General features: G+C 50.0%; 18 protein-coding genes and 1 tRNA gene. 8 read left to right on the top strand and 11 right to left on the bottom strand.

Annotated elements, in window-relative coordinates; all coding sequences use genetic code 11:
- Positions 1–27: 27 nt before the first annotated feature.
- Positions 28–1,167: an NDP-sugar synthase gene (locus ACIDF8_RS10865; protein WP_338656683.1), complete on the bottom strand. Its 1,140-nt coding sequence runs from the start codon at positions 1,165–1,167 to the stop codon at positions 28–30.
- A 234-nt stretch (positions 1,168–1,401) separates the two neighbouring features.
- On the opposite strand from ACIDF8_RS10865, the gene ACIDF8_RS10870 reads away from it, so the two are divergent.
- The 4 genes from ACIDF8_RS10870 to ACIDF8_RS10885 all read left to right on the top strand — a co-directional run bounded on the left by ACIDF8_RS10870 (position 1,402) and on the right by ACIDF8_RS10885 (position 3,734).
- On the top strand, positions 1,402–2,433 hold the full coding sequence (locus tag ACIDF8_RS10870) for a sulfite exporter TauE/SafE family protein (RefSeq protein ID WP_412010635.1): 1,032 nt from the start codon (positions 1,402–1,404) through the stop codon (positions 2,431–2,433).
- A gap of 90 nt (positions 2,434–2,523) precedes the next feature.
- Positions 2,524–2,600: transfer RNA gene (locus ACIDF8_RS10875), tRNA-Arg, on the top strand.
- A gap of 130 nt (positions 2,601–2,730) precedes the next feature.
- Positions 2,731–3,090 carry a DUF805 domain-containing protein gene (locus tag ACIDF8_RS10880; RefSeq protein WP_412010636.1) on the top strand — a complete coding sequence of 120 codons (360 nt, stop codon included), beginning with the start codon at positions 2,731–2,733 and terminating at the stop codon, positions 3,088–3,090.
- Between the two features lie 212 nt (positions 3,091–3,302).
- On the top strand, positions 3,303–3,734 hold the full coding sequence (locus tag ACIDF8_RS10885) for a hypothetical protein (protein ID WP_412010637.1): 432 nt from the start codon (positions 3,303–3,305) through the stop codon (positions 3,732–3,734).
- A gap of 115 nt (positions 3,735–3,849) precedes the next feature.
- Here the strand turns inward: ACIDF8_RS10885 and ACIDF8_RS10890 are convergent, their stop codons facing one another.
- The 5 genes from ACIDF8_RS10890 to ACIDF8_RS10910 form a co-directional block, all read right to left on the bottom strand.
- Entirely contained in the window at positions 3,850–4,755 is a 906-nt protein-coding gene (locus ACIDF8_RS10890) for a hypothetical protein (protein ID WP_412010638.1), read from the bottom strand.
- A gap of 71 nt (positions 4,756–4,826) precedes the next feature.
- A complete protein-coding gene (locus tag ACIDF8_RS10895) occupies positions 4,827–5,651 on the bottom strand; it encodes an AbiJ-NTD4 domain-containing protein (protein ID WP_412010639.1) in 825 nt (274 codons plus the stop codon).
- A 275-nt stretch (positions 5,652–5,926) separates the two neighbouring features.
- Positions 5,927–6,571, bottom strand: coding sequence for a c-type cytochrome (locus tag ACIDF8_RS10900; protein WP_412010640.1), 645 nt, complete (start codon positions 6,569–6,571; stop codon positions 5,927–5,929).
- Between the two features lie 13 nt (positions 6,572–6,584).
- Positions 6,585–7,823 (bottom strand): molybdopterin-dependent oxidoreductase, encoded by a 1,239-nt coding sequence (locus ACIDF8_RS10905; protein WP_412010641.1) that lies wholly within the window; start codon positions 7,821–7,823, stop codon positions 6,585–6,587.
- Positions 7,824–7,888: 65 nt separating this feature from the next.
- Positions 7,889–8,968, bottom strand: a complete 1,080-nt coding sequence (locus ACIDF8_RS10910; protein ID WP_412010642.1) for a YeiH family protein — start codon at positions 8,966–8,968, stop codon at positions 7,889–7,891.
- 122 nt (positions 8,969–9,090) lie between these two features.
- On the opposite strand from ACIDF8_RS10910, the gene ACIDF8_RS10915 reads away from it, so the two are divergent.
- Complete coding sequence (locus ACIDF8_RS10915) at positions 9,091–10,008, top strand: LysR family transcriptional regulator (RefSeq protein WP_412010643.1); 918 nt, start codon at positions 9,091–9,093, stop codon at positions 10,006–10,008.
- A 33-nt stretch (positions 10,009–10,041) separates the two neighbouring features.
- Here the strand turns inward: ACIDF8_RS10915 and ACIDF8_RS10920 are convergent, their stop codons facing one another.
- Positions 10,042–12,168, bottom strand: coding sequence for a molybdopterin-containing oxidoreductase family protein (locus tag ACIDF8_RS10920; RefSeq protein ID WP_412010644.1), 2,127 nt, complete (start codon positions 12,166–12,168; stop codon positions 10,042–10,044).
- Between the two features lie 165 nt (positions 12,169–12,333).
- Here ACIDF8_RS10920 and crcB point away from each other — a divergent pair, with 165 nt between their 5' ends.
- The 3 genes from crcB to ACIDF8_RS10935 all read left to right on the top strand — a co-directional run bounded on the left by crcB (position 12,334) and on the right by ACIDF8_RS10935 (position 13,744).
- Complete coding sequence (gene crcB, locus ACIDF8_RS10925) at positions 12,334–12,714, top strand: fluoride efflux transporter CrcB (RefSeq protein WP_412010645.1); 381 nt, start codon at positions 12,334–12,336, stop codon at positions 12,712–12,714.
- A 9-nt stretch (positions 12,715–12,723) separates the two neighbouring features.
- Positions 12,724–13,041: a DUF190 domain-containing protein gene (locus ACIDF8_RS10930; RefSeq protein WP_412010646.1), complete on the top strand. Its 318-nt coding sequence runs from the start codon at positions 12,724–12,726 to the stop codon at positions 13,039–13,041.
- Positions 13,042–13,180: 139 nt separating this feature from the next.
- The gene (locus ACIDF8_RS10935) at positions 13,181–13,744 is read left to right on the top strand and encodes an MOSC domain-containing protein (RefSeq protein WP_412010647.1); all 564 of its coding nucleotides are present in this window, start codon (positions 13,181–13,183) and stop codon (positions 13,742–13,744) included.
- Positions 13,745–13,851: 107 nt separating this feature from the next.
- On the opposite strand, the gene ACIDF8_RS10940 is transcribed toward ACIDF8_RS10935, so the two are convergent.
- The 4 genes from ACIDF8_RS10940 to ACIDF8_RS10955 all read right to left on the bottom strand — a co-directional run bounded on the left by ACIDF8_RS10940 (position 13,852) and on the right by ACIDF8_RS10955 (position 20,380).
- Positions 13,852–16,974, bottom strand: a complete 3,123-nt coding sequence (locus ACIDF8_RS10940) for an efflux RND transporter permease subunit (RefSeq protein ID WP_412010727.1) — start codon at positions 16,972–16,974, stop codon at positions 13,852–13,854.
- A 38-nt stretch (positions 16,975–17,012) separates the two neighbouring features.
- Complete coding sequence (locus tag ACIDF8_RS10945) at positions 17,013–18,623, bottom strand: efflux RND transporter periplasmic adaptor subunit (RefSeq protein ID WP_412010648.1); 1,611 nt, start codon at positions 18,621–18,623, stop codon at positions 17,013–17,015.
- A complete protein-coding gene (locus ACIDF8_RS10950; RefSeq protein ID WP_412010649.1) occupies positions 18,620–19,948 on the bottom strand; it encodes a TolC family protein in 1,329 nt (442 codons plus the stop codon). Before ACIDF8_RS10950 ends, ACIDF8_RS10945 begins: the two co-directional genes overlap by 4 nt.
- A 63-nt stretch (positions 19,949–20,011) precedes the next feature.
- Positions 20,012–20,380 (bottom strand): hypothetical protein, encoded by a 369-nt coding sequence (locus ACIDF8_RS10955; RefSeq protein WP_412010650.1) that lies wholly within the window; start codon positions 20,378–20,380, stop codon positions 20,012–20,014.
- Between the last annotated feature and the right edge of the window lie 193 nt (positions 20,381–20,573).

Here is a 20,573-nt window from a genome sequence, read left to right on the forward strand (position 1 = left end):
GCGCTCCCTACGCCTTAACATGATGGATCAAAGCCGCGCATAAGCGTAGTTTTGCGGGTACACCACTTTTTCCCGTGCATCGGTCCAGATAATGTCGCAGCTATCATCATCCATATGTACCATGCGGCCATTACGGTCTACGCAATACTCGCCGCAGACAATGCGCTCAACAATTTCATAACCCTGCGCAATACGGGTGTAATCAAATAAAATCGACCGGATGACGGTACTGTCGCGCTGGATATGGCAACCCGAGTTAATCCAGGTCGGGCCAACAATGCGGGTATTTTTATCAATGCGCGAGCCCGAGCCGATATACACCGGCCCTTCAATCTGCGTGTGCTCCCAGTCAATATGCACATTCAACCCCACCCACACCCCAGGCTTTACCTGCTTGCCCGGAATCGGCATCGACGGGAAGAAGCCTTGCATCATCTGCTGCATGACCAGCCAGTAATCGGTCACCACGCCGATATCAATCCAGTTAAACGGATGCTGGATCGCGTAAAACGGCAAGCCTTTTTGCACCAATAAAGGAAACAAGTCCGAACCAATATCAAACTCACTGCCAGAAGGGATCAAGTCCAGCACTTCCGGCTCAAAAATATAAATGCCGGTGCTCGCCCAGTTAGAGCGCGCCTCCAATTGGCTGGGCTTCTCCTGAAACGAGATAATGCGCCCTTCATTGTTGGTCACCACCACGCCATAGCCTGAGACCTTGTCCATGGGCACCTGCATGGTCACCAGGCTCGCCAGCGCGCCTTTTTCCTTGTGCTCTTTCACCGCACGGGTGATGTCCAGGTCAATAATCGCATCCCCGCACAGCACAATGGTTGTTTCATCAAAAAAGCCACTAAAGTCCTGAATCTTGCGCATGCCACCGGCAGAGCCCACCGCGTGTGGCACCACCTGTCCATCGACAATATCGCCCTCAAACGAGTAGCCGATATTCACGCCAAAGCGGTGACCATCTTCAAAATAATCCTGAATTTTTTTATGCAGATAACTGACATTGACCATAATATCGGCCACGCCATGCAAGGCCAGGTGCTCTACCAGATACGCCATCACCGGCTTACCCAGCACCGGAATCATCGGCTTAGGCAAGTCATAAGTCAGTGGCCGGACGCGAGTGCCTTTGCCCGCGGCTAAAATCATGGCTTTCATTGTGCAATATCCTCATATGGTTAGATTTATCAGCCAAGCATAGTCACGCTCTATGACACGATTATTGCAACCTTTAGTACCCTCACACAGTCACTCTCCAAGAGAATAGATTATCCTACAGCGTAAAATGCGTTTTTCTGTTTACATCCGCGCACAAAAAAACCACGCGTTTAGGGTAATGATTTGCGCGTTTTCACTGGCCACCATGGGCGTTAAAGCCACTTCCGCACACACATGATTTATTTAAGTATTTTCCTGATTGCGTTTATCGCGTTTGCATTAAGCATGGTATGTGGGGGTGGCGCAGGTTTGTTACTTATTCCGCTGTTAGGCCATGCGCTGCCAGCGGCACAAGTGCCCGCTGCACTCTCGGTAGGCACCTCAGTCAGCTCATTGACCAAGCTTTATTTGTTCTTCCAGCAAATCAACTGGCGTATCGTGAAACACTTTTTGCCGCTTGCTTTGCTGGGGGTATTGGCTGGCGCCTGGTTGCTCAGCTACCTGGCCCCTATGTATATCGAGTTGTGCATGGCCATCTTCCTGGTCTTCAACCTGCCCTACCTGTTCAAAAAAGTAGTCCCCAATACTGAAAAGCCCACGTTATCCGACCATTTCCTTAAACTCATCGGCTTTCTCGCAGGCTTTATCTCCGCCCTCACCGGCGCAGTCGGCGTCTTGTTCAACGGTGTTTACCTCAGATACGGGCTCAGTAAAGAAGAAATCGTCGCCACCCGCGCAGCCAACGAGATTTGCCTGCATATCGTCAAACTCGGCTTATATGCCTATTTCGGCTTATTTACGCTAAAAGCACTCACCATTGGCCTGCTTGTTGCCGTTGCCGCCGTCGCAGCCACCTACCTGATGAAATACGTGTTGCCTAAAATCTCGATTCACCTCTTCAGCAAAATTGGCTACGGCGCCATGGTCTTGTCCGGCGTCTTGTTGCTAAACAGCGCCATTCTCCGCATTCAAGAAGCTCACGACCCTAACGTACACATCGTCCGCGTCTCCAAGGGCTACGACGCCACCGTAAACTGGGATGATTTAATCTATACCATTGAGTTCAAATACGGCGAAGGCTTTGAATTTGAAAGGATTATTCCATTCACAGCGCTGGACGCACCAAGACAAGCTTATGTAAACGCGCAAAATATAGGGGCTGACAAAATTGTCATCGAAAAAGTCTATTCCCTCAAAGAAATCGCATACGAAGCCTATTACTACAGAGGCGAAAGCAACTTGATCAAAAAGATCCAGTTTAAATAGCAGTGAGCAACGCTTTGAATCAAACACCCCTAAAAATTGAGCGGCGACAAGCGAAGCCAGCCGCACTTAATTTGCTATAATGGCAGGATTGCGCCCGTAGCTCAGCTGGATAGAGTATTGGTTTCCGAAGCCAAGGGTCGTGGGTTCGACTCCCGCCGGGCGCACCATTCACGAACTAAGCCCTTCTCCTTTATGGGCTTATCAATAGATCCAAACACTTAGAACCTCAAACTTTAAAACATACCTATATCCCGCTACACTTTTATGCGTGGCCTGCGAGCAACTTAAGGGGATGCAATGAATAAATGGTATATACCTGTTCTAAAAAGATATTGGGACTTCGATGGAAGGGCGACGCGAAAAGAATTCTGGATGTTTGTTCTTATCAGTGGATTGGTTCAGATTTCAATTTATATTACAGTAAGAGTGATTTCTGGTAGTGCTGAAACCGCATCCTTATTCGAAAATCTTTATGTTTTAGCAGTACTACTGCCTGCAATTGGCCTAGCTATGCGAAGAATGCATGACATTGGTAGAAATGGAACTTGGGTTTTCTTCCCAATAGTAAACTTTATTTTCTACTGCTTAAAAGGTCAGCCGCATGACAATCAGTATCGCCCCAATCCTAAAGCATCAGCACTTTCTGAAACATTGTAAGGATAGGACCTTAAGAATAGTTTGAGATTGTCAGTAAATTCAGATATCACCGATTATTGACAATCTTTGAGAGGTGACTTGGTAGCTATCCAAGGTGTACCCTAAGTGGACACTCAGAAAAGTGCCATGTTTTGTATTACTTTATTTCAATTACCTTTACAATAAACTTGGAATTAAACTAATTCAGTTCTAATAATCAATGGAGAATACAATTGTCTTTTCAAGATGAAATGATACGCTGGCAAGATTATGCAAGGGAAAGCAGAACAGCGATTAATAACCATTTCATGGCTTATTCAGCAGCAATACTGGCTTTACAAACCACAATTCTTTCAGATAAAGATGTAACTAATATTCATAACTATTGGTTATTTTTAGTTGCCGGAGGATTTGCATTAATTTCTATATCCTGTGGTAGTGCCATTGTTTTAATGAGACTTTCTGATGCAAGATATATGGCGAAAGAAGCGAGATACAAAGATGAAGGTAAACCACCTAAAGAAATTAAGGAAATGAGGGATAGGGCTGATAAGTACAGTGAGCACGTGGAAAAGCTACTGAAATATCAAATTCCCACATTCACCATCTCGGCTGTTGTATTTGTCTTCTGGCTCTTACTCCAATTTAAAGACAAATTTCAATGATGCAGGTCTTGCCTAAAGCTACAGCTCGAAGGGTGGCACGGGGGAATTAATCTGAGCCTAAATCTATTAATGACCTCAAAGAAATTTGCTGTGAAATTTTTTATTGAATAGCTGCTTAGACTAGATATTTCCCAGTCTTCCTAAACTCAACTAACCGTGTCATTAGAATCTCTTTTACATGAGCATATTTAAGAGAGTTGGACGGGATACTTTCTACCATGAAGTATTGCTCAAAATGCTCATTGATTAACTTTTTTCTGTTGGCCTGCTTCAAAGTGCCTTTTATGTAGCCAAGACTCATTGGCTTGTTGTTTAAGGTTATCTGCTCAGCTTTCAGAATAGCATGCATATCTTGAACCCTTTTGCGGCATTGACTCTTCGTACAGTGGTGTTTTATGTAGGCAGTCACAATTTCAAGATACCAAGTATCTGCAAACTCAATAAACCAACTCCCATTTTGCAATCTCTCACTATGCAACGCTTTAACTGCCTCCAATACATTCAAGGTATCAAAAAGTTTGTTATAGAATGCGCGTAACCCTCGCAAAAGTTCATCAGGATATATTTCGTCATTTGAGGCTACCATTAATGCGAATGGTGCTGGAGAAAGTGCATCTACAGAGCTGATAAAATGTGCCCCAAAGCAAGCAGAGAAGACTGCTATTAAATTGAATTCTGTAGCCCTATTAAGTTGTGTCAGACTTTCCGATATGACTGCCCATGAAAGTATGCTGCCATCTGAGAAAACCAGACCATCAAACATGTCGCCATGACAGTCAACGTTGACCAAAGGCTTGAGGCCTTTCTCAGCCGCTTCGATAAGTTCACTAATAGCTTCTAAAAACTCATCCGCGTTGCTAACACGGCGTTCAATTATCATTAGTGATTTATTATTTGCATCAAGATGGCCTTGAATACTCTCTTGTAAAATTGCAGTAGTATCTGCTTCAGTATTCTCTAATGATTTAATCATCACTAGACTATCGAACGTCACACCAACTATTGGCTTATGTGCTTTCATTTCTTAACCCAACGCAGGGAGCGGATAGGACACCTTCTCCAAGGCCTCCCGCTTAATCACGTGCTTATGGACTACATCTTAGACTTTAAGTAATTAACAAAAGATGTGCAGGCCAATAAGAAATACTTTGCGTCCGCCGCTGATACATTCGGGTCATCCAACATACCATGACGAATCCCTCCTTCTTCGGATGTATATCCGTAGAGTTTAATAAAGCCCAAACTTAATGACTCATGCAGTTTGCCTTGCTTTGCTATCTCTTTGAGAGCATCTCCTAAAGTTGCTTTAGGTTTACCTGCAATGATTTTCGCCATGCTCTCGACAGCAGATATGGACTCCTTCATTGAATTCCGATAATCAGGTTTTTCCTTGTTAGAATATAGCGTTAATGCAGTTTCTATATGTTTATTAACCCCCGAAAACTGGGTGTCTTGTAATGCCTCTTTCAAAGCTTCTATTTCTTGTGGGCTAGTAATGTCGATAAGCTTACGTTCAATAAAGCGATACCCGCCCAGCTCTCGTTCAAACACCGCATTCAGGTCGTGATAAATTGACTCACCATAAAGATGAGCAATGTAGGCTGCTACAAACTCCGTGAAATCATAGACCTCATACCATACTGACTGAAATACATACTCTCTGACTACGGCTAATATTTTCGGAGGATAATCCGGTATGGTGTCAACTGGCCGTTTAAAGTAATCAGCCCAAAGTGCTTTAGAAAATGGATATATTGAAGGGATAGCTCCATAACGAATGGGCGTTATAAAGTTTGAACGCGACCACAAATGTTTATCAAAAGTATTCCAGATAGCTGCTAGAAGTTCATCACTTATTGCATCTGCCTGAATTACAGTTGGGACAGCCTTAAATCCCTTTCTTTCGCTGAAAGACATTCCCACCGAACACCCCTTCAAAAACTATTGCGTTGTAATAACAAATATTATATTTCCCGCAATTAAAACAGAATTTGAATTAAGGTCAAATTTTAACTTGTTGAATTGAGATATGTTCGCTAGACTGCAAGACTTAACTGTAACACGCAGTTAATCAACGAGGCCTATAACTCATTGATTTTATTGAGTGAAATTCCTGATGACCCGACTCCCGCCGGGCGCACCAAATCATAAATAGTTATACATCTTGTTGTTTATGTATAACCGCACTAAAGCTATTGCTTTAAAACAAACTCGGCGAGTGTTCTCAAATCATCCTCTGATAACGACTCAAATGCTGGCATTGGAATATTGCCCCATTTACCCACCCCTCCAGACCGAATATTTGCCATGACGGTATTGAGTGCCTGAGGACGATCACGATAACGCTCAGCAACATCATGATAAGCGGGCCCAACAATTTTTTGATTTAGGGCATGGCATGATAAGCAGGCATTATTGGCAAGAATTGTTCTTGCATCAGATTTATTTTGGCTGACCGGCGTTGTAGTCGTATGCGCGGATACTTCGCTCAATTTTGCGCTGCCATAGGTGGTGGCCAAATACTCACTAATTAACTTTATATCCTCCTCGTTGATGGGTGCTCCGTAGGCGTGTTGCATTTTGCCAACTTCAGCAGCCCATTGTTTAAGGCTCATTCCAGGGGGTTGCAGGTTGATGTAATCTGCAGAATGGCAAATAGAACATTTCTGCTGTGCCACTTTATATCCAGGTAGTGAAGAGGATTTAAAAATAGCCGTTTCAGCAGGTAAGGTGATGCTTTGAATCTTTAGAGGCTGCTGATGAGAGGGCTGATCCTGCGCAGCATGCAGAGGCGAACTCATGGTCAAAAGCATGAGCATATATGTAAATTTCCGCATTTTCATAACCCCTTTAAATCACATTCACCTGGAATGTTTCGACGACATTACGCGCATATCCACCCGGATTCCAAGTCGCAACCATGGGTTGCTGCTCTCCGCTATTGGCTGTGGCACGTACCATGAGTGAGAGCGCACCTGTCACTGATGGCTTCAATAAAATGCTCCACGCTCTAAATGAAAAACGGCCCAGGTCTTTCCCTAATTTGGCTTTTACCCAATGTTGACCGCCATCAGAAGAGACTTCCACTTCACGGATACCGCTTCCTCCATCAAAGGCGATACCTCTCAGGCTGAGCGTCTCATTTACCTTGATTTGCTGCTGATTGTTTAAATTAGTAATAAAAGAGCGTACTTTGAGTTTGCCAATGGGCCTGGTCTTATCTGCAGTCGTAGCAGGTTCTACACATGCGCAATCATTATCTGGCAAGCGGTAGGCCGTATTCATAAAAAAACTATCGTGGACATCAAATGCCTTATCGAGCAAAGTAATCTCACTTAAGTGTTTGACCCAGTAAGTACCAAAATACCCTGGCACTATCAACTTAATGGGATATCCATTTAAAAAAGGCAACTCTTCTCCATTCATTTCCCAAGCAATCAAAGGCTCCCCATTCAGCGCATGATCAATTTCCAGCGTCTTTACAAAATCCGGAGTAGAGGGAAGGACCGGTTTATCCAGGCCATTAAACGCGACCTGGACAGTCCCTGCTTTTACGCCTGCTTTTTCTAATACGGTTTTGACAGGAACACCGACCCAGCGCGCGTTACCCATGGAGCCATTGCCGAGCTGTGCCCCAAAGACTCGCGGAACACTATATCCACGACTATTGCCCGAGCATTGATTCACAGCGACGACTTCCTCTGTAGGCATCGCTTTTAAATCGGCCAGCGAGAGGGAAAGTGGTGTGTTCACGTTTCCTCCAACCTTCAGCTGGTAGGTCTCTGGATTGATGGATAAGGGAAAGTTAGCCAAGTGATAACGTACAAAAAAAGCATCATTGGGTGTAATCACGCCTTCGTCAAACACCTCAAATGGGGTTTCCAAATGTGGGGGGCGTGTTGTAATGCGCATGAGTTTGCGCTTTTGCGGATAGGCTATCAGTTCACGTTCCCCATTGCCAAAAGAAAGCGTCTCCATGGCAGCGGCCCAGCTTTTGCTTGACTGGCTCATCAAGCCGATTAAACCTGCCCCTGCCGCCTGCAGGAACAGCCGGCGACGCCTGATTATTTCTTCTTTGCTTTGTTTCATATGGATACTCCTTGATTAAATCCCTATTCAATTCCTCAAAAAAATAAGCCTAAGAGGGAGCAAGCTTATGCAAGTAAAGTCATTACGCAGTAGTTGATGACCGTGCCACCAACAATGAGCCAGGCAAATAAAAGCCCGCCGAGTAAAATAGGTTTGACACCCGCCTGTTTAAGTGCAGATAAATGTGTACACAACCCCAGCGCAGCCATCGCCATAGTTAGCAGCAATGTATCCAATTCATTCGCTTGCCTTACCCAGTCACTCGGCAAGAGGGCAAGCGAATTTAAGCCTGCAACCAAGATAAAAATGACTGCAAACCATGGAATGGTCACTTTAGTTTTTTTCTTATCCTGCTTTAATGGCTTATCTTGATTCGCACACTCGGTTTTTGTTGGTTGACGGTTGGCCAGGTAGACCGAAAGCAACATAAGAAAAGGCGCTAGCATCATGACGCGCACCATTTTCGTAATGACTGCGGTATCGGCAATTGTGTCTCCCAGCGTTTCTCCTGTTGCAACGACCTGCGCAACCTCATGTATGGTCGAGCCGGTAAATAACCCGAATGCTTGATGACTTGCGGGCAACCAATGCCACGTTTGGTTAAGGGTGTACAAGGCCGGATAAATGAACATTGCAAGCGTGCCAAAGATGAGGACCGTAGAGACGGCAACAGAGACGTGTTCAGCGCGTCCACGTACAATCGGTTCTGTCGCCATGACCGCAGCAGCACCGCAAATTGCACTTCCCGCACCAATTAAAACCACCGTATGGGAATTCAGTCTTAAAAGTTTATGTCCCGCAATCCACGCTAATGCGAAGGTGCTTGTCAGCACTAGCGCATCGATCAGCACTCCTTGCAATCCCACATTTGCAATGTCTGAAAAAGTCAGTCGAAAGCCGTACAGGATAATGCCTAACTGCAACAACCATTGCCGTGAAAACGTAACACCTGAGGCGCATACCTGGGCGATTTTTGGGTGAATCGTGTTACCCAAACCAATTCCAATCAAAATCGCCAGTGTCAGTGGGCTAAATACATGTAACTTCAACAAGCTTGTATCACTTAGCACCAATGCAACACTTGCAATGGCAAGGCTGAGTGCCACCCCAGGTAAAACAATCTGAAAGTTCAGCTTTTGGCCCATGTCAATCCTTAGTAGGGTATGAAGACGATGGGTAATTTACAAGAGAACGACTTACAATAAAAACAGATTATTTTTATAATATCTATCGATTAAACTGGTAATTTGAATTTGGGCTTCTTGATATGCGTATCACATTAAGACAATTGCAAATATTCATTTCAATTGCGAAGTGCGGCTCAACCACGGCTGCGGGAGAAGAAATAGCCCTCTCACAATCAGCCATTAGTGCCTCCATTGCCGAATTGGAGAAGATTGTGAATACGCAGTTGTTTGACCGGGTGGGAAGGCGCCTGCAGCTCAATGATCATGGCAGAGCCATGATGCCTCACGCGCTTGCTTTAGTAGACCGAGCCGAAAATCTCGAAAAGTTATATGCTAGCGACAATGCGCCTAGCACCTTAATTGTTGGAGCAAGCTTAACGATTGGCAACTATCTTTTGCCCCGCCTGCTTTCCGCCTATTGGCGGCAACAAGGCCTTAGCCTGAGCGATGCATTACCACCTTTACAGATAGCAGTTGCCAATACAGCTGACATTATCCATAAAGTTGCAAACTTTGAGGTGGATATAGGGTTAGTCGAAGGCGCTTGCCATCACCCTAATATCACTGTGAAACCGTGGTTAAAAGATGAGCTACTGTTGGTAGCTTCGTCTGATCATCCATTGGTACGCCAATACGATAACCGCATCATTCCAACAGAGCAGCTAGCCGATGCCAATTGGCTACTGCGCGAACCTGGATCAGGAACCCGTGAAGCCCTTGAACAGGCATTGTCACCAGATATTTCGCATATGAGGAGTACGTTAGAATTCAGTGATCATGAAGCTATCAAACATAGTGCTGCAGAAGGTTTAGGCATTGCCTGTCTCTCACGATTAGTGGTATCCGATATGCTCACCTCTGGAAAGCTTGCGCAGCTTAATACCAAGTTCAGCGGCTTACATCGAAGATTTAGCTTACTATTGCATCATCAAAAACAGGTGACCCCTGGGATGCAGCATTTTATTGAGCATGCATTGCGTGAAAATCGCCCCTCCTAATTAAGCTTGATGCTTGGCTTGCAAAGAGAAAACTCACACAAGCTCTACCTCTACCAGATTATCGCTAAACGTATTTGAGTGGCCCATGTCACCATACTCGGCAGAACTGATACAGTTCACCGTCCCTTTGTTGAGTTGGCGCCAATAGCCCAAGGTGGCGACGACGATGCCAGGATTCACATCAGTAGTGACACGGGCGACCGCTTCAAAAGCGCCTCTTTCGTTATAGGTTTTGACCATCATGCCATCCTGCACATCGCGTGCGAGTGCATCTACCGGGTTAATCATGAGGTATTGCTCGCCTTGCACACGAATTTTGGATTCCATATTCGCGTAAGAGGAATTGATAAAGCCATGGCTTTTTGGGGAGATGATGTTTAATGGAAACCTGGCCGCCAGCGCTGCGTTGGTATCAGGCGCTTCCCGACTGGGCACATAGGCCGGCAATGGGTCTAAATCTTCGTCCGGTTGAAAACCGTCATACATCTGCCTGAAAGGGCCGGCGACAAAATTCTTGGCGCCTTCAACCATGAACATACATTTACCGGTCGGGGTGGGGAAATTGCCCTCACGATGCGGGGCGCGGTCGTCTTTTGTACCGACATTCAGTCTTGCAAACCCGTGCTCACGCATGTAGTTAAGGTCTATGCCTTTGCAAGCGGGTGAACTCCAGTCTACATAGTTTTCAAGACATTCGCTGTCACTCCATTTGAAATTATCTTCTTCGAAGCCCAAACGCTGGGCCAAGCGGCGGAATATTTCATTATTGGGTAAGGCTTCTCCAGGTGGGTCTATACATTTGGTGTTGTAGGTGAGGTATAAATGGCCCCAGGATAAGATCATGTCTTCCTGCTCTGCACCCATGGCGGCGGGCAAGACAATATCTGCATAAGAGGCGGTATCAGAGATGAAATGGTCAGCAACGATGGTAAACAGGTCTTCGCGCTTGAGGCCTTCGATGACCTTGTCAGTTTCAGGCGATTGGGTCACCGGGTTGGTATTCCACACCATGACAGATTGAATCGGCACTTCTAACGGCGTTTCGCCAAGCAGCGCCCGGCCTAATTGCAGGATGTTGACGACGGGCGTGCCTTCGGGAATGAGGTCCGGCCTGCAAATCACATCAAACTTGTAAGGATGCTCCCAGACCGGGAATTGCAGCGCACCGCCGCCGACATGACGCCAGGCACCAATGAGGGCGGGTAAAGAGGTCACGGCGCGAATGGCCTGACTGCCGCCATAACTGCGTTCCAGCGCGACGCCAATGCGGATGGCGGCTGGCGGCGTGGTCGCATATTCGCGGGCAAACAACCGAATCTGGTCGGCGGGGATGCCTGTGATGTCAGCCGCCCATTCCGGCGTGCAGGGTTTAGCTCTTTCCGCCAGCTCGGCATAACCGACGGTATATTTCTCAACATAGTCATGGTCGACCAAGTCTTCTGCAATGATCACGTGCATCATCGCCATCGCCAGCGCGCCATCGGTGCCAGGTTTGGGGGCAATATGCCAATCGGCTTCTTTTGCGGTTTTGGAGGCGAACGAATCCACCACCACGACTTTGGCCCCTCTTTTTTGGGCGTCTTTAATAATGTGCCAGTGATGCAGATTGGTGGAGACAGAGTTACAGGCCCAGATGACGATAAAATTGGCATGGATAAAACTTTCTGGGTCCACACCTGCGGTCGGCCCGACCGTGAGTAACCAGGCCGTGCAAGACCCTTCACCACAAAAGGTTCTTTCACAAACGGTGGCGCCCAGCCGGTTGAAAAAGGCATCACCGCCGTTGAGGCCATGCACCAATCCCTGATTACCTAAATAACTCACAGGCAATATGGCGCGTGGACCATCTTCTTTAATCAATGCTTGCCATCGATCCACAATGGTATCCAGGGCTTCATCCCAGGTGATGCGCTCAAACTGGTTGGTTCCTTTGGGCCCTACCCGCTTCATGGGATACAGCAAACGGTTGGGGTGATAATGGCGCTTTTCGTAATCTTTTAATTTGACGCATAACCCGCCTCGCGTCATCGGATGATCAGGGTTTCCTGATACCGAAACCAGCTCGCCGTTTTTGACATGAAACTGCATGGCGCAAGTATCGGGACAATCATGCGGACAACCGCCATGAAAGGTTTGGACTACATCTGCAACATCATTCATATTTCACTCCAAGCGCACGATTACATACTGTCATGTTTAAAAAAGAATCAATGCAAGACAGGTCTGTCTATTCCGAATACTATACCCCTTACCTGAGAAATACAATGCTACTGGATAGGCTTTATTTTTCTTGTTATATTCATTGTTTCATCTACGGTAAAAAGCATGTGGAAATCAGTTATCGCCATCAGCATGGGGGCATCGCTAGGGGCGTTACTCCGCTGGCAGCTCGGCCTTAAACTCAACAGTCTGTTACCGGACTTGCCGCTGGGCACGCTGTCGGCCAATTTGATCGGCGCGTATATTATTGGCTTTGCGATGGCGTATTTTTCGCAGGTCCCTCAAGTTTCGCCAGAAGCCCGTTTATTGATCATCACCGGTTTTTGTGGCGGGCTGACGACCTTCTCCACATTTTCGGCCGAGGTGTTCACCCACCTGCAAAACAGCCAGATGCTCTGGGCGTTAAGAACCACATTGATCCATACGCTGGGATCGGTATCACTGACTTTCCTCGGCTTTATTTCCTTTCAGTTATCACGGTCTTAAGGAGCAATTATGAGAGGTTTTCAAATCACTTTTTTTACTCGGCTCGACAAGAAACATGGCAACACCATGTTAAGTGAATGGTTAATGCTGGCGGCGCGAGAGTTGGGAATACGCGGGGCAACCATCTTTGCCGCCAGTGAGGGTTTTGGCAGGGATAAGAAAATTCATGCCGGGCATTTTTTTGAACTGGGCGACCAACCGCAGGAAATCGTCATCACAGCCACGGAAGAAGAAACCACAAAACTGTTTGCTCTGATTGAGTCTGAGAATATCACCCTCTCATACATTAAAACGCCGGTGGAGTTTGGCACCACCGGTCAAGCTTGAGCCAAGCTAATCATGCCCGTGCTGAGGCCAACAGCATGACCCCATCAACCGCTTAAGCGGCAGAATGCGGGTTGTGGACTGAATAGGCCCAAAACAACTCCCCATCAATCGCCGCTATTTTTGAATCCCCTGATTAGCCATGCAAACTTCCAGTTTGCGTCAATTGACGCAGCACTTTAGCCAACCTGGGCGACTAGAAGCCATTTACCTGCGTCCTGACCGTGGCCATCCTTGCTTGTCAGCAGATCAAACCCTGGCGATTGCCAGCCGCGGATTGCAAGGGGATAGAGCCAGCTTGCGCGCGTCATCACAAGCCAATGGCAGCAAACGGCAAGTAACCTTGCTGCAAGCCGAGCATTTACCGGTGATTGCGGCACTCAGCGGTCGGGCGCAGGTAGACCCGGCAGTGCTGAGGCGTAACCTGATTGTCTCCGGGCTCAACCTGCTGGCGGCTAAATCGCTGTTTAAAGATCAGCCCATGCATCTATTGATCGGCGAAGTGCTGCTGGAGGTGACCGGCCCTTGTGAGCCCTGCTCCCGGATGGAGCAGGTACTCGGCACAGGTGGGTACAACGCCATGCGTGGTCATGGCGGGGTCACGGCCCGCATTCTGCGCGGTGGGATGTTACATATAGGCGAAACTGTACAGGTAGTGGCAGGCGCTGCCCCTGGTCACCCGCTACAGTCTTCTCTCCCTTTGTAAAAAAGTTCGCGTAGGGCGGACTCGCTTGCAGCCCGCCGAACGAAAGAGTATTCAATACGGCGTGCCTTAAATGGGCACGCCCTACACAAACGCCATCGAAGAGTGACTTACCGCAAAGACTTGGTTCTCAACAGCAAATAGGCCGCAGGCAACACAAACAGTGACAGTAACGGCGCAGTCAGCATGCCACCTATCATGGGGGCAGCAATGCGGCTCATGGCCTCAGAGCCAGTCCCACCGCCAATCAAGATGGGGATCAGGCCCGCCAGGATCACGGCCACGGTCATCGCCTTGGGACGGACCCGCAAGGCAGCCCCTTCAATGATGGCATCCTGCCAGTCTTGCGCAGTATTCAGTCTGCCTTGTTGCCGGTAACGCGCCACCGCTTCGTCCAGGTAGACAATCATGATGATGCCAAACTCGGCAGCCAGGCCCGCCAACGCAATCATGCCGACGCCGGTGGCAATCGAGAAATGGTAGCCGAGCAGATAGAGAAACCAGATGGCCCCCACCAGCGCAAAGGGCAGACTGGTTAAAATCAGCAAAGCCGGTCCCATGCGTTTAAATGCCATAAACAGCAAGATAAAGATAATGCCTATGGTCATGGGCACCACATAGCTCAGGCGTTTGGCGGCACGTTCAAAGTACTCAAACTGCCCGGACCAGTTGAGCGAGTAGCCCGCCGGTAGTTGTAGCTGTTTATCCAGCGTGGCCTTGGCTTCATTGACAAACCCACCGAGGTCTCTATTCTGCAGATCGACATAGACCCAGACATTGGGACGGGCATTTTCGCTTTTGATCATGGGCGGGCCATTGGTATAGGTCACTTCGGCAATGGCCCCCAGCGGCACCGTGGCCCCTGACTCCGTCACCATCGGCAGTGCCTTGAGCTTCTCGGCAGAGTCGCGTAACTCTCTCGGGAACCGCAGGTTGATGGGGAAGCGCGCCAAACCCTCAATCTTCTCGCCTATATTATCGCCACCAATGGCGCTGGAAACCAAGCGGTTCACATCGTCTATATTCAGGCCATAGCGCGCCGCTTTCAGCCGGTCTATGCGCACATCCAGGTAGCGTCCGCCAGTCGCGCGTTCGGCAATCACCGAGCCAACACCGGGGACAGTTTTCATGATGCGCTCGACCTCCTGGCCCAATTTTTCCAGGGTCGCCAGGTCGGGGCCGCTGATTTTGATGCCAACCGGACTTTTAATCCCGGTGGATAACATGTCGATACGGTTGCGTATTGGCTGTACCCAGACGTTGGCCATGCCGGGGATTTTCAGCCGGCTATCCAGCTCCTTTATCAGCTTATCTGTGGTCATACCTGGCCGCCATTCTGAGCGCGGCTTGAACTGTATGGTGGTTTCCAGCATCTCCAGCGGCGCCGGGTCGGTGGCGGTTTCTGCCCGGCCAGATTTGCCAAATACCGATTTCACCTCAGGCACGGCTTTGATCAGGCGGTCGGTGAGTTGCAGAATCTCGGCGGCCTTGGCAGCAGACAATCCTGGCAAGGCGGTGGGCATGTAAAGCAGGTCGCCTTCATCCAGAGGCGGCATGAATTCGCTGCCCAATTTGCCAAGCGGGATCAGCGTCATGACGATAACTATCACAGCGACGCCGAGCACCAGCACAGGATACTTGAGGACTCGTGCAAGCAGGGGCCTATAAATTGCGATCAGCCAGCGGTTCAATGGATTGTCGGCTTCTGCCCGGATGTGGCCGCGAATGAAAAATGTCATTAACACCGGGATCAGCGTCACCGAGAGTCCAGCCGCTGCCGCCATGGCATAGGTTTTGGTATAGGCCAGCGGCGCGAATAGTTTGCCTTCCTGGGCCTCCAGCGTAAACACTGGAATAAAGGACAGGGTAATGATCAGCAATGAGAAAAACAAGGCAGGGCCCACTTCGCAAGCCGCTGCAATAATGACTTCTGCGCGTTGCCGCGGATCTGGCTCACCTTGTTCCTGTCTAAACGCTTCCAGTTTACGGTGGGCGTTTTCTATCATCACAATGGCCGCATCCACCATCGCCCCAATGGCAATGGCAATGCCCCCCAGCGACATGATGTTGGCATTGATGCCTTGATAATCCATGACAATAAAACTGATCAGGATACCGAGTGGCAGCGCCACGATAGCCACCATGGCTGAGCGCAAATGCCATAAAAACACCAGGCAGACCAGTGTCACCACCGCAAATTCTTCAATCAGTTTATGGCTGAGGTTGTCCACCGCCCGTTTGATCAACTGTGACCGGTCGTAAGTAGTGACCACTTCCACCCCGGCAGGCAGGCTCTTTTTCAGCGCTTCCAGTTTCAGCTTCACGGCATCGATGACCTGTAGCGCATTTTGACCAGCGCGTACTACGATGACTCCGCCAGTGACTTCCCCCTCTCCATTCAACTCGGCAATCCCACGGCGCAACTCCGGGCCTAGCTGCACACGCGCAATGTCTGCCAGCAAAATAGGCGTGCCGGTGGGCGAGACACTGATAGGAATCGCTTTAAAGTCTTGCAGCGTTTCCAGGTAACCGTGCGCACGTATCATGTATTCCGCCTCGCCCAGTTCTATCACGGCACCGCCCGCATCCTGATTGGCTTTTTGAATGGCGGCAGTGACGTTTGCGAGCGGGATGCGGTAATTGCGTAATTTGTCTGGGTCCACCTGTATCTGATACTGCCGCACCTGGCCACCCAAGGTCGCCACCTCGGCCACACCGGGGATGGTCTTTAATTCAAATTTGAGGAACCAGTCCTGCAAGGCGCGTAGCTCCCCCAGGTCGTGCTGGCCGCTTTTATCGACCAGGGCGTATTCATACACCCAGCCGACGCCAGTGGCATCTGGCCCCAGACTGGGCGCAGCCCCCTTGGGCAACCGCGCGGAAATCTGGCTCAGGTACTCCAGTACGCGTGACCTCGCCCAATATTGGTCGGTGCCATCATTAAACAGGATGTAGACAAAAGAATCGCCAAAAAAAGAATAGCCACGGACCGTTTTAACCCCAGGGACAGAAAGCATGGTGGTCGTCAGCGGATAAGTGATCTGGTTTTCGACAATCTGCGGCGCCTGGCCGGGCCAAGGGGTGCGGATAATCACTTGTGTGTCAGACAGGTCAGGAATGGCATCCAGCGGTGTGCGCAACATGGCAAAAATTCCCCATGCCGCCACCATCAGCGTGAGCAGGAGGACCATGAGCGGATTGGCAGCTGAGGCTTGAATCAGCCGGGCAATCAGCCCTTGGTTTAAAGGGAGATGTGGAGAGGAATGCATGGCTACACCTTGCCTTTCACCGCACGAGGCTGCTTGTGGATTTCCACGATCTCATAGGCCTCGGTTGCCGGGTTTGACCGTAAGTCGAAACTGACTTCGTCGCCCGGTTTGAGCCTATCCAGCTGCTTCGACTCTTTGACCTCGAATGCCATGGTCATCGCTGGCCAGCCGAGGTCTGCAATCGGTTCATGTGCCAAGGTGACCTGCCCGTTTTTGCGATCAATCGCGGTGACTTTGCCGCGCCCTTGCGGCATTTTTTCGGCAGACATGGCCTTGTGCCCCGCCGTCTCGACCGTCATTTGGGTTTCGTCTGGCAGCGCGCTCTGCGAGAGCTTAGCCAACACGCCAGAAAGCGAAGCTTCTGAGTCGATCAGGAATTGGCCAGAAGCGACTACCTGTTCTCCTTCAGTCAGGCCGGACAGTATCTCGGTGTTCCCTGCATGCTCTTCGCCAGTGGTGACTTCTACCGGTTTAAAGCCGCCAGGCAGTTTGACGATGACCACTTTACGGACCCCTGTGACGATGACAGCCTCACTGGGGACGGCGATGGCCGCATGCTGGGCACCGGCCAGCAGGACATTGGCAAACATCCCCGGGCGCAGATTGCCAGCTTTGTTCGGCAATTCAATGCGGACCTGCATCGTGCGCGAAGTACTCTCCAGCACTGGATAAACATAGCTTACTTTGCCAGTGAGGCGCTCACCCGGCAGGCTTTGCAGCTGTATGTCGGCCTCACTCCCCAACTGTATGCGTCCCGCATCGCGTTCAGGGATTTCTGCCATGAGCCAAACATTGGAAAAATCGGTAATTTGCATCAGGCTGTTACCTGGCATGAGTTGCGCACCTTCGCGCAACCCCAGCTCTGTCACCATGCCGGACGCCGGGGCGTAAATGCTGAAGCGTGCACTGGCGCGGCCGACCTGCGTGATCGCGGCAATCTCGCCCTCACTCATCCCTAGCAGTTTCAAGCGGTGACGGGCCGCTTGTGCCAGGTCGCGCGTATTAAAGGCATGCTCGCCGCCCAGGGGACTATCAGCCGCGGGCTGGTCGCCCAGCAAGGCCAGGTACTCCTGTTGCGCAGCCAATAACTCAGGGGCATAGACCTCGGCCAGTTTCTGTCCTTTAGCCACTTTGTCACCCACGGCCCGCACGCTTAAACGCTCAACAAAACCAGGCACACGGGTTTGCACAACATAGTAGCCACGCTGGTTAGGCTCTATCCGGCCCACCGCCGACAAGGCTTCCCCAAATGGCATGCGGCTGGCAGTGGCCAAGCGTATGCCCAGGTTTTGCTGGATTTGTGCGGGAATCGCGACACTATTTTCCCTCAGCCCGGCCTCTCCCGCATCCGCTTCCACGTATTTCGGTTCCAGTTGCATATCCATAAAGGGCGATTTGCCTGGCTTGTTAAATTTTTGCGTGGGTACCATCGGGTCGTACCAGTAAGCCACCGTTTTACCGCTATCGTCCTGTACGACACCGTTGATGACGTGTTCAGCGTGTTCCGCCCCTGAAGTCGGCGTAGCAGCGTGCGTCTGCCACCACCATAGCCAGGCGGCGATATTGGCCAATCCAAATAACAGGATGAGTGAGATCACATGTGCGCGTTTCATGGCCGGCTCCCGGTAGCAGATTGTGCCGTAAAAAAATGTTCATCATTGAGCAGGAAGGCAATATTGATTGCTGCACGCTGGCGCTCAACCAGAATGTTCAGGTGCTCAATCTGTACTTCCAGCACATCGCGTTTTGCCTGCCATACTTCTGCCAGGTTGGGTCTGCCCGCTCGGTAAGCCGCCTCCAGCAGTTTGAGCCTCGCATCCGCGGCGGGAATCAGCCGTTGCTGATGCTCTTGTTCCCGCGCCTCGGCAATCTCCCACTCAGCCCGCGCCGCTTCCAGGGCGGCGGAAAGCTCACGGTGGCGGTCTTCAGTCAGCTTGCGTGCCCGTTCGAGCAATAATTGTTTTTCTGCCGTGCGCTGATCCTGGCGATGCGCCCTATCCGTCTGCAAATCAAACGCCACTTGAAACGTCACCATATCGCTCTGGCCGGCAAACCGTTTGCCATAGCCTACCTCCCAGCTCCAGTTAGAAAGCCTGCCCAATTGCGCGCGGTCCAGGTCTGAGACCGCCACCGCCTCTTGCTGGCGTGCATTCATCAACTGCGGGTTGTCTTCGAGTTCCGCGCGCGGACTGACTGCGGCCCATGCTCGGCGTTGGGGGGTGTATAGCTGCATCTCATCACTGAGTGGCCGTTTGGCGTCTTCGCCCAGCCAGCGGGCCAATCCGGCGCGGGCTTTTCTTTCTTCCAGTTGCGCCATGAGGGATTTGTCCCTGGCAGCAGCGAGTTGTGCATCCAGTTTTAAAACGTCACTCAACGGGTTGCCACCGGCACTGGCAGCGCCAAGCGCGACCTTGCGCTCTGCCTGCATGGTGTCGATGATTTGCTGGTAAAGCGCAGATTTACGCTGGGCGGCGTAGGTCTCCAGCCAGGCGATCGCGACCGCTTTTTGTATGCTGCGCTGGCTCACCAACTGCTCGGTTTCATATTGCCTGGCCTCGGCATTCAAGTAGTGCGCGGCGGCTTCACGCTTGGCCTGCGGCACCATTTCCTGTTCCAGGCCGATACTGGTCATGGTCATCGGTTCCCGGTCAACATGAAACGCGTCCTGTCTGGTTGCCGGCAGGTTAATAATGCCAAGCTTGACTTTGGGGTCCGGCAACTGGGCTTCTGCAATGGCAGCACTCCGTGATGCCTTTGCGGCCTCGTCCAGTGACTGCAGTAAAGGCTGCCTTTGAATCGATAGCTCAATCGCCTCAGCCAAAGAAAGGCGATTGGTGGCAAAGCTGCCTGCCTGCATCAGATGCTCGGCATGTAAGGGATAGGCAAAAAAGAGCAGCCAGCTGCAAAGCAGGCGCACGCCTAGCGGTAGGATTTTCATAAAACACTCCTGAAATACTCAAAATGACAAACGAGGGGCGTGACTAGCCCCCTGAATCTCAAATCAGGCCGGAGGTTTTATCGGTGGAGGGAGGGCTGCGGAACGGGCAAAAGAACTGAAATGCAAAGGCTGCTGATCGGGCCCATTGACCATAAAGTATGGATTGCCCAACACAGTGGTGGCCGCCGTTGAAAAATGACAGCCCGCCAGGGAACAATGGTTGTGCTGCGCAGGCTGCTCATCCTGGCTGGAATCATGCTTGGTTTGTGAGGAATGCATGTGTTCGCAATGACCCGCATCCATGGATGCCATCGCCATTTGCGCTTGCTGCGCCGCGCGCGAATGATTCATGGCGCAAGCCACAGAGCAAGCCGAGGCCAGCACTGGCGTCGTGGCCAGTATCAGGATCAACAGCATGATCATTAAGCGCATGAATTTCATAGTTTCGACTATAGCAGTGTAGGGATATTCCAACAAGGGTTAGCCGTGTCTATTCAGGATGCCCAGCCCCCGCCTTAAATAAGCATTGATAGAACTGTGCAAAGGTAATACTGCTATTTCGTCTTGTATCTATGTTTTCCTAAGTCGTTTTCTTAAGTCTGTTTTGAGGCCTAAGCGAGGATGC

Source organism: Methylophilus sp. 3sh_L (assembly GCF_046766015.1).
Taxonomy (GTDB): Bacteria; Pseudomonadota; Gammaproteobacteria; order Burkholderiales; family Methylophilaceae; genus Methylophilus.